Here is a 13,549-nt window from a genome sequence, read left to right as displayed (position 1 = left end):
AGAGCTTCCGGCATAACAAATGAGCTATTACCCATGTGCTATCCATAGCGCCTAGCGCAGCAGCGCTTCCAGGCTGCGACGCAGGCGCTGTGCTTCACGCACCAGCGTTTCCCCTGACAGCATGCCGACGCCCATCACTAAGCCAACTCGCGGATCGGTTGGTGCACAAACAGGGCTTAATGGCCGCACGATCAAATGCTCTTTCAGCAGGGATTGAGCGATCCCTACGTCGTCAACGTCCGGTTCAAACTCGACACATAGGCTGATGGCGCTACTGGGCGGTGAAACGCTGCGTACCTGCGGCAGCGAGCGTAGTTGATCATGCAGCACCTGCTGGCGCCCTAAATAGTCGCGCTGAATGCGTCGGCACCAAGCGTCTAAATCGCCATCAAAAATAAACTGCGCCAGCACGGCCTGATCCAGCATGCGACCTTCGCGGAACAGTTCACTGCGCAGACGGTTCATTGGCCCTGCTAAATGGTGCGGTACCACTAAATAGCCTAACCGCAAACCTGGAAACATCATCTTGGAAAACGAGCCCACCAGCAAGTGGCGCTCTGAGTGTGGGTCGAAGAGCAAGTTGGGGTGGTCGTCGCGAGTGAACTCGTAATCGTCTTCGATAATATAAGTAGGCGCTAAGGTGTCGCATAAGCGTTGTTTGTCGGCCGCACGGGTAGGCACGCTGAGCGGATAGTGGTGCGAGCCTGTGAGGTAGGCCAGCTTTACTGGGTCAGGGGCAGGCGGTAGCGCATGCCCTTGGCCTGGCTGCCACGCCAGCATCTGAATCTCTAAACCCGCAGCGGTAAACACGTTGCGTGCTCCCCAGTAGCAGGGCGACTCCATGGCAACGGTGTCACCCACATCGGCCAGCGCCACGGCGCATAGCTCAATGCCGTTATGGGTGCCGTCGGTGATGATGATCTGCTCAGTGTCGCAATTAATATTGCGCCAGCGCGCCAAAAAATCGCGTATCGCGCGCTTCAACGGGCCGTAGCCGCCGGTGGAGTAAGAGAGCAGCAGGGCATTCTGCGGCACCGTCACGCTGGCATAGAGCTGCCGCCATTTACGCATTGGAAACTGGGCGATATCAGGAATGCCGGGCACGAAAGCGCCGCTTTGAACAGTGCTCGCACCCGGCCAACGCAACACTCGTTGTGCACGTTTTGATAGCTGCACACTTCTGGGTTTTGAGACAGCAGGGGCCGACACTTTGCAGCTCCAAGTGCCACTGCCATGAGAAGTCGTAAGCAGACCCTCTTTAAGCAGCGTCGCAACGGCTAGTGACAGTGTATGCCGAGCAACACCTAACGCTGACGCTAGTTGCCGGTGAGAAGGTAGGCGAGTCTGGTTAGGCCACTCCTGGGTAATCGCTTGTCTCAGCGCTTGCTCTATTCGCACTTGTTTACTTAAGCGTTCAGGTTGCTGTGCATAGTGTTTTACAAGTTGTTGTAAAGCTGACTGGCCATCCATCCTTATCCTCACCGTCACGATGTTCACCAATTTTCCAGTAAAACAGAAAAGTGGTCTGGTTGAACGCAAAAGTGGTGTATTCGCCGACAACCACATTACTGCTAGCGTGCACGCAGTGTTATTAATCTAGGAGAAGACCATGAGCTTTATCGAACAGTGGTTGCACGACGCGGTTCCTGCCCTGGTGGGTAGCGAGTGGCGCAAAGGTCAGCAGAGTTTTGCCGTCGATAACCCCGCCACCGGTGAGACCATTGCCCGCGTAGCCGATATGGGGGCTGACGATACCCGTGACGCCGTGGCCGCCGCCTATAACGCCGGTGCTGCCTGGCGCGCTACCCCAGTGAAACAGCGCTCAGCGCTGCTACGCCGCTGGTTTGAGCTAATTAATGAACATACGGACGACCTGGCCCGCTTGATGACCCTGGAGCAGGGCAAGCCGCTGGCGGAAGCCAAAGGCGAAGTGACCTACGGCGCCTCGTTTATTGAGTTCTTCGCTGAAGAAGCCAAGCGCATGGCGGGGGAAACCCTGCCCAGCCACGGTGCAGACAAGCGCCTGCTGGTATTGCGCGAGCCGGTGGGTGTCGTCGCGGCGATTACCCCCTGGAACTTCCCGCTGGCGATGATCACTCGTAAGTGCGCTCCGGCCCTGGCCGCTGGCTGCACCGTGGTGATCAAACCCGCTGAAGCTACGCCGCTCACCGCGCTGGCCGCTGCCTATTTAGCCCTGGAAGCTGGCCTGCCAGCAGGCACCATTAACGTGGTCACCGCTTCCAAACCGGCCGCCGTGGGTGAAGTGCTCACCACCGACCCCCGTGTTCGCAAAGTCTCGTTTACTGGCTCGACCCCGGTGGGCAAACACCTGCTGGCCCAGTGCGCCAGCACGGTAAAGAAAACCGCCATGGAGCTGGGCGGAAACGCGCCGTTTATCGTGTTTGACGACGCCGATGTGGATGCCGCTGTTGATGGCGCCATCGCCTCCAAATTCCGCAACGCCGGACAAACCTGCGTCTGCACCAACCGCTTCCTGGTGCAGGACGGCATTTACGATGCGTTCGTCAGCAAGCTGACCGAGCGAGTGAACGCGCTGAAAGTCGGTGATGGCCTAGCGGAAGGCAGCATTATCGGCCCGCTGATCAACCAAGCGGCGGTAGACAAGGTTCAGCGACACGTGGACGACGCCCAAAGCAAGGGCGCACGTCTTATGTGTGGCGGCAAACTCCACGCTGCCGGTGAGCGCTTCTATACGCCCACGGTGCTGGCCGACGTCACCACTGAAATGGCCGTGGCTGATGAAGAGACCTTCGGCCCCGTGGCGCCGGTCTTCCGCTTCCACCGCGATGAAGAGGCCATCCAGATGGCCAACGATACGCCCTTTGGCTTGGCGGCCTACTTCTACGCCACCGACTACCGCCGTATCTGGCACACCATGGAGCAACTGGAGTACGGCATGGTGGGCGTGAATGAAGGGCTGATCTCCACCGAGCTTGCGCCCTTTGGCGGTGTGAAAGAGTCCGGGCTGGGCCGTGAAGGTTCACACCATGGCCTCGATGAATTTACTGAACTGAAATACGTCTGCGTTGGCGGTTTATAAAGAGAACGATGATGACTAACCAAGAATTGAACGACCTGAAAATTCGCTTTGTTGCCAACGGTGCTGCCACGCCGACCACCCAGTTTGCCGAGCGCGCTGAAAACGCCGAGCTGTGGGACGCCGATGGCAACCGCTGGATCGATTTCGCCGGTGGGATTGGCGTATTGAACCTGGGCCATCGTCACCCGAAAATTGTCGCCGCGGTTGAAGCGCAGCTCAAGAAAGTCATGCACACCAGCGCCGCGGTGATCTCCTACGCGCCCTACGTGCAGCTGTGCCAAAAGCTTTGCGAACTAAGCCCGGTGCGCGGCCCAGAGCGCAAAGCAATGCTGGTCAACACCGGTGCCGAAGCGCTGGAAAACGCCGTGAAGATTGCCCGCGCTGCCACTGGCCGCACCGGCATTATTACTTTCGACGGTGCCTTCCACGGCCGCACCATGATGACCCTGGCGATGACCGGCAAGGTGCTGCCCTACAAGAACGACTTCGGCCCGATGCCGGGTGACGTGTTCCGCGCACCGTTTCCCAATCCGCTGCACGGCATCAGCGAAGAAGCCTCGCTGAACGCCATTCGCACACTGTTCAAAACCGATATCGCCCCGCACCGCACGGCGGCCATCGTGATCGAGCCGGTACAGGGCGAAGGCGGTTTCTACATCGCCTCACCGGACTACCTAAAAGCGCTGCGCGCCCTGTGCGACGAGCACGGTATTCTGCTGATCGCCGATGAAGTGCAGTCCGGCTTTGCTCGCACCGGCAAGCTGTTTGCTCTGGAGCATAGCGGTATCGAGGCGGATATTCTGACCACCGCCAAGAGCCTGGCCAACGGCATGCCGCTCTCTGCCGTGGTAGGTAGCGCCAAGGTAATGGACGCCTCTGGCCCTAACTCCCTAGGTGGCACCTACAGCGGCAACCCGCTCTCCTGCGCCGCAGCGCTGGCGGTCATTGAGGTGATTGAAGAGGAAGATATCCTGGCCCGCAGCGAGCAGATGGGCAAAATGCTGGCTGAGCGCTTCGCCGTCTGGGAAGAGCGCTTCCCCGCCGTCGCCCACGGCCGCCAGCTCGGCGCCATGGCAGCGTTTGAATTGCTGGATAGCGACGGCAAACCAGATACGCAGATGACCGGCGCGCTATGTGCCAAAGCCCGCGAGAAAGGTCTGATCCTGCTCTCCTGTGGTTTTTACGGCAACAGCATACGGATTCTGGTGCCGCTGACGGTGTCATCTGCAGTGCTGGAAGAAGGGTTGAGCATTATTGAGCAGTCTCTGGAAGCGCTTAGCTAATATCGTTTAAGCATCACAAAGCCCGCCCTCGTCAAACAGCGCAAGCTGCTGGTGATGGGCGGGTTTAGCGTTTTTAGCGCGCTGATTGATAGAACCAAGACACAAAATGCTCCCTCTAGCTTCGCCCTACGTCCCACAAACCTACTTTGTGGGCAGAAGTAGCATCAAGCTCAAACCTGGGGATTAGTTGGTGGCTCCTTTGTGTGCTTATTGCTTTGGTATATTGACCGAGGGACTTGGCCTATAACGCACCAGCAACCGTGATAAAGTGGTGGTTTTAAATTCCTGGCAGAGTGGTCGATAAATAAAGCCGATGTATGATGCTAAAAAGCTGAAAGCTATGGGGTTTATGTCACGTGAGGGCGGAGTACACATGTCGCGCACGATGATGCTGGCCGAACTGACTACGCTGCTGAATTCAGTGGAAATAGACGCATCCCCAGATCAATATCAGGCGGCGGTTTGTGAGCAAAACTGTCTCGCCAAGCCCTCAGGGCGCTCGCGTCAGCTAACTGCTAGGCACCTAACAGAGCTATACGGACTCGATCCTGAAAATCCCATTTTTGCTGGGCTTCGGTATTTTTGGTGTCGTGATGTCGAGGCCCGTCCGCAGCTGGCTTTATTAACCGCAACCGCGCGGGATAGCCTGTTGCGCGGAGCAATCGTAGAGATTCTCCAGCAGCCCCCCGGCACAGTGATCACGCGAGACTGGACCGAAAAGCTTATCGAAACGTGTTGGCCCGAACGTTTTAGCCCCGCTACGCGAAGATCTACAGCTCAGAATATTAATGGCACTCTCACTAAATCAGGCCATCTACGCGGTCATGTAAAGAAAGTACGCACGCTCCTTGAACCGACGGCAGGTGCTGTCGCTTATGCGCTGTATCTTGCTTGGCTTCAAGGTGGAAGAGGCGAGCTATTGCTACAAAGCCCATATTGTAAGTTGCTGGACTGTGGCACTGACCGCTTCTTAGCATTAGCTGCCAGCGCATCGTCACGCGGCTTGATGGTGATGCGTCGGGTGGATAACGTTATCGATGTCGACTTTCCCGCACTTGCTCCTGTTGTTAATAGTGCTATGTCAGTGATCCAAGCCAATACCGCCCAGGAAGAGATGCTATGAGCAAAGTGAAACGCCTGATTGACTCCTATGGTCAATTTATCTCGTTGCCTTGGCGTGACGATACGGCGGCTGCTCAACGTGTGATTTTTTGTATTTATCCCGAAACAGAAGAGCAGCGGCTGCGCGCCAACCTAGATGAGTTTGAGCTGATCACCCGGCAGAATGGTCATGAATGGGTAACCTTTGATCTAACAAATACGTTTGCCCTATGGGTGGCGGAGCAAAAGTACGCCACGTCATATTTTAAATCGCCTTCCAAGCTGACAACGGCCATTCACCGCTACCTAGACTGGTTAGAACAGCGCTTCATGTGGGAGCTGAATGAACACTCCGTTGACGACAACCATGTTGTTGCAGTGCATGGTGTGGGAAGTGTGTTCGGCCTACTGAAGGTAAAGGAGGTTGTCGACCGCCTAGCGCCACACATCACGGGTAGGTTGGTTGTCTTGTTCCCCGGCAGTTTTGAAAATAATAACTACCGTCTTTTAGATGGCTATGACGGTTGGAATTACCTAGCAACGCCGATTACACCTGACGGCGTGCGCTAAGCCTGATATACAGTACCTCTATATTAACTTAAGTAAACCTGCTTCAAACGTACACTCCCACCGTCGAGGAAAGGCTGCATGCGCAATCGTGATGTATACGCAAAGGATCCCGCTGAGCAACGCTTAGTCAACGAGGGCGTTGCGTACGTCAATGACGACACTAGCAGTCGCGCCCAAACAGTCCTGCGCTATGAGCTAGAGACGTTTGTTTGCGATGGTCAATATGCGAAAGGCATGCTCGACATTCTGGATACTTACCTGAGAAACCTGAGCAGTGGCGCTTCTCAGCAGCCAGGCGTCTGGATTAGCGGCTTCTTTGGCTCGGGTAAGTCCCACATGGCGAAAATGCTTCGTAACCTGTGGGAAGACGTGGCATTTGATGACGGCGCCACTGCTCGCGGTATCGTCCATTTACCCCAAGAGATACAAGACCTCTTCAAAGAGCTAACTACCCAGGGTAAGCGACATGGTGGACTGTTTGCAGCCTCTGGAACATTAGGGGCGAGCTCTCGCGATCAAAGCGTTCGGTTAGCCCTACTTTCGGTAATTTTTCGCGCTGCGGGCCTGCCGCAGCAGTATCCGGTGGCGCGCTTTGTCATGTGGCTACGCGATGAAGGCGTTTTGGAGCAGGTGCGTGAAGACCTAGTGGCTCAAGGGGATGATTGGCAAGAAGAGCTGGATAACTTCTATGTAGCAGAGTCGCTGCATGAAGCGCTGGTAAGAGCGAAGCCTAAAACGTTTAGCAGCGTGGAAGTGTGTGCAGAAACACTAGGCAATCTTTTCCCGCCTACCAGTGATGTCAGCAGTGACGACATGCTCAAGGCGATTCGCCAGGCAATTAGTGAAAATGACAAACTGCCCCTTACGTTAGTCGTGTTAGACGAAGTACAGCAGTACATAGGCACTGATGGGCAGCGCTCAATTGAAGTGCAAGAAGCAGTAGAGGCTTGTTGTAAAGGCTTAGGCAGCCGACTGATGTTTATTGGTACGGGCCAAACCGCTATTACCGGTACCAGCAACCTAGCGCGATTGCAGGGGCGTTTCACCAGCCGCATCGAGCTGTCTGACGCCGATGTTGATGCCGTTATTCGGCAAGTGCTGCTCGCTAAGAAGCCAGAAGCAAAAACATCCGTTCAGCAGGTAATGGACAATAATGTTGGCGAGATTTCGCGCCACCTATCTGAGTCTTCTATTGCCCATAAACAGGATGATACCCAGCATTTCGCTCAAGATTATCCCATCCTGCCGGTACGCAGGCGTTTCTGGGATGCAGCGCTACGCGTACTAGACCAAACAGGCACCGACAGCCAGCTTCGTGGCCAGCTAAGCCTTATCCACGCGGCGATAAAAACTAATTTAGACGAACCGCTCGGCAACATCATTGCGGCCGATTATCTCTACTTTAATCTCTCAGATAAGCTACTGCAGTTTCGTATGCTGCCTCGCCGTTTGCACGATGCAACGCAGCGCTGGAGAGGTGGCAATGAAACAGAGCAGCTGATGGCACGCGCTTGCGCGATTGTGTTTCTGATTAATAAAGTAGCCAGCACGAACACCGATCTGGGCCTGCACCCCACGCTCCATAATATTGCCGACCTGTTAGTCGATGACCTAAAAGCAGGCAGCAGCTCACTGCGCAGCCAATTGCCTGGGCTACTGGATGATTGTGAGTTCATCATCAAAGTAGGGGATGAATACCGCATTCAAACCGAAGAGAGTGCTGCCTGGAACGACGCTTTTCTTAGCCATAAGAGCACGCTGGGTAATGCTACGCATCAAATTGAAACTGAGCGCGATGATCTCATACGTAAGCACTTTGTTCAGCAGGTAGGCAACCTCACGCTGACCCACGGTAACGCTAAAGTGCCGCGGCCGCTGTCGCCAATATTTGATATGGCTCTGCCCAACGATGCGAACGAAAAGCTCTATGTATGGGTACGTAATGGTTGGTCGGATGATGTTAGCCAGCTACGTGCCGATGCTCGCCAAGCTGGGTCAGAGTCTCCCACACTGTTTGTCTTTATCCCTAAGCGTTCTGCTGACGAATTACGCAATCAGTTGATTGAGTTTAGAGCGGCGACGGCAACACTGGAAACCCGAGGTACACCAGGTACCCCTGAGGGGCAAGAAGCACGCGGGGCAATGCAAACCACGCAAAATAGTGCCCAGCGCCGCATTAAAGAGCTGTTAGACGATGCCTTCAACGGTGCCCAGGTGTTTCAGGGCGGTGGCAATGAAATTATCGGAGCCACGCTACGCGACGCTATTTTAGAAGGTGCTGAGAACGCGTTAGCGCGTCTGCACCCCAAGTTTCACCTGGCGGATCATGCCAATTGGGACAAAGTGTATGCCAAAGCGAAGCAGGGCGCGCCTGATGCGCTGAGTGCTATTGGCTACGACGGCGAGCCTCAGGCGCATCCTGTGTGTAAGGCGATTCTCAGCTACTTATCTAACGGGAAAAAGGGCAGCGAGATACGCGACCATTTTGAGCATGGTGATTTTGGCTGGCCTCAAGATGCCATTGATGGTGCGCTACAAGTTTTGTTGGTCGCAGGCCAAATTCGAGCGGCAGATAATACCGCCCCACAAGAGCTTGATCGACGGGCAATCGGAAAAACGGACTTCCGTATTGAAGCCACCACCCTTTCCGCCGGTGAGCGCATCAAAATTCGTAAAGTGATGCAGAAGCTCAGCGTGAACCCTAAGTCTGGGGAAGAGTCTTCCAAAGCTCCTGAATTTGTTGCACAGCTACAAGCACTCGCAGAGAAAGCGGGGGGCGAAGCTCCGCTGCCAGAAAAACCCAATGTGGATGCGCTCGATGCGGTTCGCTTAAGTAGTGGTAACGACCAGCTGAAGGCGATCGTTACCAACCAGGATGAGCTGCTCAATGCCATTGAAACCTGGCAGGACACGGCTGAGAAGATTACACAACGCCGACCTTCCTGGGGAACACTTAAACAGCTTGCCGATTATGCGAAAGGGCTCCATGGGGCTGAACCCTTGCTCGTTCAGGTGGAGCAAATTAAAGCGCACCGCTCCTTATTAGACGACCCTGACCCCGTGCAGCCGTTGCTAGCGAGCCTGACCCAACAATTCCGAGAGGTATTCAACGACCTCCAGCAGCGCTATGAGCATGAACACGCCACTGGCATGCAGCGCTTAGATGCTGACGATAACTGGCAACAGCTATCGCCTGATGAGCGACACGACTTGCTTGCCACCAAACGCCTTACAGCTGCCGGCGCACCTGCCATTAGCCTAGGCTCAACAGAGGAGGTAATGGCTACTTTAAGCCATGTACGCCCTGATGCCTTAGCGGATCGCATTGCTGCACTTTCCAGCCGGTTTGATGACATCTTGGTAAAAGCCGCCGAAGCGATGGAGCCAGAAATTCAGTTTGTTCAATTACCCCGCCGCACGCTGAAAAGTGAAGATGATATCGAGGCTTGGCTTGAGGATGCCCGTCGAGAGTTACGCGATGCCCTCCAGAATGGACCGGTCATCACCCAGTAGGAGCGCAAGGGCATGAGAACACAACGCGACGTCGAAGCGCTGCTAGACGAACTAGAGCACTGTATTGCTGACGACCTAGAAGACCAGGATCTGGATTTTAAACAGTGGGATACCAGCAGTCGTGATAAGGCGGTACAGAAGGTTGTGCAAATGGCGGTTTGTATGACCAATGGCGGTGGCGGTACCGTCGTATATGGCGTGGCAGACAAAGTAAAAGGGCGCGAAAGCGCCGTACTGGGCGTGCCACTGGAAATCGACGTAAATATGTTAAAGCGAGCCGTTTACGACAAAACGGATCCGCATATCATGCCCGTTTTTGAAGAGCTACATGTACCTGAGGGCACTGGCCGAGTGCTGATTATGCAGGTGCATCCTGGCATGCCGCCCCATACCGATACCAAAGGCGGTGGCACCGTGAGGGTCGGTAAAGACTGCCAGCCACTTACCGGCACAATGCGCCGCAAAATCGGCGTCGAGACCGGTGAAACCGACTACACCGCCGAGGCCATTGGTCGCGTTGATGAAAGTCTGCTTTCCCCGGTGGCGATGGAGGCATTGCGCACCCTAGCGCAACGTGAACGAGCGCCCGAAGAGTTGCTGCGCCGACCAGATATAGAACTGCTGGATACGTTGGGATTGATACGCAAGGGGCAGCTGACAAGGGCCGCTATTCTATTGGCGGGTACCGAAGCGGCATTGCGCGAGCATGTACCAGGGCATCTGTGGACTTTTCTGCAGATGCAATCCGATACCGTCTATGGTGTGCGTGAAGACCGAGTTAGTGCCATTCCTATCTCTGTTCAGCGTATTGAAGACCTGTTGGTACCCTTTAATCCTATCACCACCGTGGAACAGGGCATGTTCCACTTCGAATACCGCACTTGGCCAGAAATAGCCATACGCGAGGCATTGATGAATGCCTTCTGCCACCTAGATCTACGCATTGCTGGCCCGGTGATGGTCAAGCTTTACTCACAGCGTCTGGAAATTAGCAACAACGGTGGTTTTATTGCGGGTATTAGAGAGAACAATATCCTCCACCATCAGCCAGCGGCACGAAACCCCTTGCTCGTAGATGCTTTAGTTAAACTGCGCTTGGTAAACCGGACGAACCTCGGCGTTAGCCGAATGTATTCAGCCATGCTGATGGAGGGTAAAGAGCCGCCGGTGATTCGTGAAATCGGGGAGTCCGTTGCGGTAATTTTCCACCAGCGTGAGATTAATGCCGTATTCCGGCAGTTTGTGGCCGAAGAAAGCCAAAGTGGCCGATCTTTAGGGGTTGATCAGTTACTGCTACTGCAATACCTCCTTCAACACGCTGAAATGGATACCGGGATGGGGGTAAGTCTTTGCCAGCGTAGCGAAGCCGAAACGCGTGAATTGCTTGCGCGTATGGAGCAGCAAGGTTACGTAGAGCACGGCGGTAGTGGCCGTGGTGCCTACTGGAGCATTCACCCGGAGCTATACGCTCGCCTTTGCACGGACGGAAGCGCAGAAACCCGCCGACGTATCGACTGGGATGCCGCCAAAATGCGAGTGCTAAGCATCTTAATGGAGCGCGCCAAACGCGGCGAGGCTGGCCTCACTAATCAAGAAATTCGCCAGATAACGCGTTTCGACCGCAATCATGCTTACCGTTTGATGCGAGAACTTCGCGAAGAAAATCCACAAATTCAGCCGCCTGGCCGAGGCAAGCACGCTCGTTATGAATATCTTAATGCGTAAGCCAATGCGCTGCGCATTAAAATGAGCATTAAAAACCGCTCAATGCGCAAATTAATGCTTACGCGCAATAGAAACGTATTTGCGAAGATAATTTTGTAGAGAAAGCTTCGTAGGGACTACAAGGACATTGGCATGCAGCCACTCGATAAAGCACTCCGTAATCAGCTCGATCGCACTGTTCGTAAAGCACGCCCAGTGGCCGAACAGGCCGCCGGGGCCGCCTTGGAACAGCTGGGTGTAGGCGAAGAGAGCGCTCCTGGCTATTTAAACGACAATCAGCGCGCCCTGCGTCGCCGCTTGCGCGCCCACGCCCGCAGCCTTGGTGATCCACTCAAGGAAGGCGCCCAGGCAGTTACCCGGCTGATTGGCGAGATCGCCTACGAGCACTGGCATCGCATGCTGTTTGCCCGCTTTTTGGCCGAGAACGAGCTGCTGATGTATGACGGCGTGGCCGTCACCCTGGAAGAGTGCGAGGAGTTGGCGGAGGAGGAGGGCCATTCAAGTGGCTGGGCTTTAGCGGCGAAGCTGGCCAGCACCATGCTGCCCCAGGTGTTCCGCGTCGATAGCCCGGTCTTCGAGCTCACCCTAGCTGCCGAGTACCAACGCGAGCTGGAGGAGCTGCTTGCCGGCCTGCCGGTAGAAGTCTTCCACGCCAGCGACAGCCTGGGCTGGGTCTACCAGTTCTGGCAGACCGACAACAAGGAACGCATCAACCGTTCCGAGGTGAAGATCGGTGCCGACGAGTTGCCCGCCGTCACCCAGCTGTTCACTGAGCCCTATATGGTCAGCTTTCTGCTCGATAACAGCCTGGGCGCCTGGTGGGCCGCCCTCCGTCTGTCCGATACCGACTTGGCCAACGCCGAGAGCGAACAGGAACTGCGCGACAAGGCCAGCCTGCCGGGCGTGCCGCTGGAGTACCTGCGCTTCGTTAAAGACGAGGAAACCGGAAACTGGACGCCCGCCGCCGGCACCTTCGATGCCTGGCCACAATGCCTTGCTGAGCTCAAGACCCTGGACCCCTGCTGCGGCAGTGGCCACTTCCTAGTCGCCGCCTTGCTGATGCTGGTGCCCATGCGCAGGGAGCTGGAGGGCCTTAGCGCCCGCGACGCCGTGGATGCGGTGCTGCGCGACAACCTGCACGGCCTGGAGATCGACCAGCGCTGCGTGGAGCTCGCCGCTTTTGCCCTCGCCCTTACCGCCTGGCGTTTCCCCGCCACCGGCGGCTATCGCAAGCTGCCCGAGCTGCATCTTGCCTGCTCCGGCCTTGCGATCAATGCAAAGAAAAGTGAGTGGCTGGACTTAGCCGGGAACGACACTAATTTAGGAATCGCTCTTGAAAAGCTTTACAATCAGTTCAAAGACGCACCAATTCTGGGAAGCCTGATCAATCCTGAGGCAAGCTTGGACAACGAAACACTGTTTAAGCAAAAGTGGGAAGAAGTTGGGCCAATAATTTCTAAGGTATTGGCGGATGAGAGAGATGAAGAGCGCTCTGAGGTAGGTGTTGTTGCAAAGGGGGTGGCGAAATCTGCTGTTCTACTTTCCCAAAAATACGACCTAGCCCTAACAAACGTTCCTTATTTAGGGATTTCAAAGCACCACCCTCGACTCATCGAGTTTATTGAGAAAAACTATTCGACAGGTAAATATGACTTAGCAATGGCCTTTATCGAAAGGATCAGGGAGTGGATAAAGCCAAATGGTAGTTATGCAGTAGTTTCTCTCGGCGAGTGGCTCTACTTAGGGCCCTACATGCAATATCGGGAAAACTATCTAGAAAAACATAAGCCTCTTCTTGTGTTGCGCCTAGGATGGAATGCCTTTTCAACACCGATACGGGCAAACCCTGCTCTGATAATCTCCCAAGCTGGAAATGAAAAGGAAAGCTCGTTCTCACTTTCAGACTACTCAGCAAATAAAAAAATACAAGATAATGTTAGATCAACGGTTTCTGGCTCAATCAGCCAAGTCAATATAGCGCAGATTAGAAAAAACCCTGACATGCGCTTTATAAACCCAGAGAGTTCGGAGCGTGATTTACTAGTCAAATTTGCTGATGCGAGAAGCGGCCTACATGCTGGCGACCTTTATCAGTTTTTCAAAATGTTTTGGGAGGTTGAAAACCTGAGCTGGATCTGGGAACCCGTTCAAACGGCTGTCAATGAAACGGCTAACTCCTGAATTCAACTAATAAGTGCAGCACCTGCGGTTTCTAGCGCTCCTGAGTATTCACCTAAGAACACCTGGGCTGGGGTTCGGTATCCCAGCCGCTTTCTTGGTCTATCGTTTAGCTTAT

General features: G+C 54.9%; 8 protein-coding genes and 1 pseudogene. 7 read left to right on the top strand and 2 right to left on the bottom strand.

All coding sequences use genetic code 11. The annotated features are described in order from the left end of the window. Positions 1 to 51: 51 nt before the first annotated feature. Positions 52 to 1,470, bottom strand: a complete 1,419-nt coding sequence (locus tag HZS80_RS06380; RefSeq protein ID WP_179915504.1) for an aminotransferase-like domain-containing protein — start codon at positions 1,468 to 1,470, stop codon at positions 52 to 54. A gap of 139 nt (positions 1,471 to 1,609) precedes the next feature. On the opposite strand from HZS80_RS06380, the gene HZS80_RS06375 reads away from it, so the two are divergent. The 7 genes from HZS80_RS06375 (at position 1,610) to HZS80_RS06345 (ending at position 13,434) form a co-directional block, all read left to right on the top strand. After that, positions 1,610 to 3,061, top strand: coding sequence for an NAD-dependent succinate-semialdehyde dehydrogenase (locus HZS80_RS06375; RefSeq protein WP_179915503.1), 1,452 nt, complete (start codon positions 1,610 to 1,612; stop codon positions 3,059 to 3,061). Positions 3,062 to 3,072: 11 nt separating this feature from the next. Then, the gene (gene gabT, locus HZS80_RS06370) at positions 3,073 to 4,344 is read left to right on the top strand and encodes a 4-aminobutyrate--2-oxoglutarate transaminase (protein ID WP_179915502.1); all 1,272 of its coding nucleotides are present in this window, start codon (positions 3,073 to 3,075) and stop codon (positions 4,342 to 4,344) included. Between the two features lie 373 nt (positions 4,345 to 4,717). Beyond that, a complete protein-coding gene (locus HZS80_RS06365) occupies positions 4,718 to 5,467 on the top strand; it encodes a hypothetical protein (protein WP_179915501.1) in 750 nt (249 codons plus the stop codon). Beyond that, positions 5,464 to 6,015, top strand: a complete 552-nt coding sequence (locus HZS80_RS06360) for a BREX protein BrxB domain-containing protein (RefSeq protein WP_179915500.1) — start codon at positions 5,464 to 5,466, stop codon at positions 6,013 to 6,015. Before HZS80_RS06365 ends, HZS80_RS06360 begins: the two co-directional genes overlap by 4 nt. A 78-nt stretch (positions 6,016 to 6,093) precedes the next feature. Further along, positions 6,094 to 9,528 carry a BREX system P-loop protein BrxC gene (brxC, locus tag HZS80_RS06355; RefSeq protein WP_179915499.1) on the top strand — a complete coding sequence of 1,145 codons (3,435 nt, stop codon included), beginning with the start codon at positions 6,094 to 6,096 and terminating at the stop codon, positions 9,526 to 9,528. A 12-nt stretch (positions 9,529 to 9,540) separates the two neighbouring features. Beyond that, positions 9,541 to 11,253 carry an RNA-binding domain-containing protein gene (locus tag HZS80_RS06350; RefSeq protein ID WP_179915498.1) on the top strand — a complete coding sequence of 571 codons (1,713 nt, stop codon included), beginning with the start codon at positions 9,541 to 9,543 and terminating at the stop codon, positions 11,251 to 11,253. A gap of 132 nt (positions 11,254 to 11,385) precedes the next feature. After that, the gene (locus HZS80_RS06345) at positions 11,386 to 13,434 is read left to right on the top strand and encodes an Eco57I restriction-modification methylase domain-containing protein (protein ID WP_179915497.1); all 2,049 of its coding nucleotides are present in this window, start codon (positions 11,386 to 11,388) and stop codon (positions 13,432 to 13,434) included. A 2-nt stretch (positions 13,435 to 13,436) separates the two neighbouring features. Here the strand turns inward: HZS80_RS06345 and HZS80_RS23400 are convergent. Continuing rightward, positions 13,437 to 13,549 (bottom strand): annotated as a pseudogene (locus HZS80_RS23400) (IS30 family transposase); the annotation flags it as partial.

Source organism: Vreelandella glaciei, from assembly GCF_013415125.1.
GTDB lineage: Bacteria > Pseudomonadota > Gammaproteobacteria > Pseudomonadales > Halomonadaceae > Vreelandella > Vreelandella glaciei.
The sequence above is the reverse complement of the archived record's forward strand: the minus strand, read 5'-3'. Positions and strand labels throughout refer to the sequence as shown.

Bases quoted from the DNA above. Each gene is read 5' to 3' on its own strand.
- HZS80_RS06380 (WP_179915504.1), bottom strand. From the start codon at position 1,470: ATGGATGGCCAGTCAGCTTTACAACAACTTGTAAAACACTATGCACAG.
- HZS80_RS06375 (WP_179915503.1), top strand. From the start codon at position 1,610: ATGAGCTTTATCGAACAGTGGTTGCACGACGCGGTTCCTGCCCTGGTG.
- gabT (WP_179915502.1), top strand. From the start codon at position 3,073: ATGACTAACCAAGAATTGAACGACCTGAAAATTCGCTTTGTTGCCAAC.
- HZS80_RS06365 (WP_179915501.1), top strand. From the start codon at position 4,718: ATGTCGCGCACGATGATGCTGGCCGAACTGACTACGCTGCTGAATTCA.
- HZS80_RS06360 (WP_179915500.1), top strand. From the start codon at position 5,464: ATGAGCAAAGTGAAACGCCTGATTGACTCCTATGGTCAATTTATCTCG.
- brxC (WP_179915499.1), top strand. From the start codon at position 6,094: ATGCGCAATCGTGATGTATACGCAAAGGATCCCGCTGAGCAACGCTTA.
- HZS80_RS06350 (WP_179915498.1), top strand. From the start codon at position 9,541: ATGAGAACACAACGCGACGTCGAAGCGCTGCTAGACGAACTAGAGCAC.
- HZS80_RS06345 (WP_179915497.1), top strand. From the start codon at position 11,386: ATGCAGCCACTCGATAAAGCACTCCGTAATCAGCTCGATCGCACTGTT.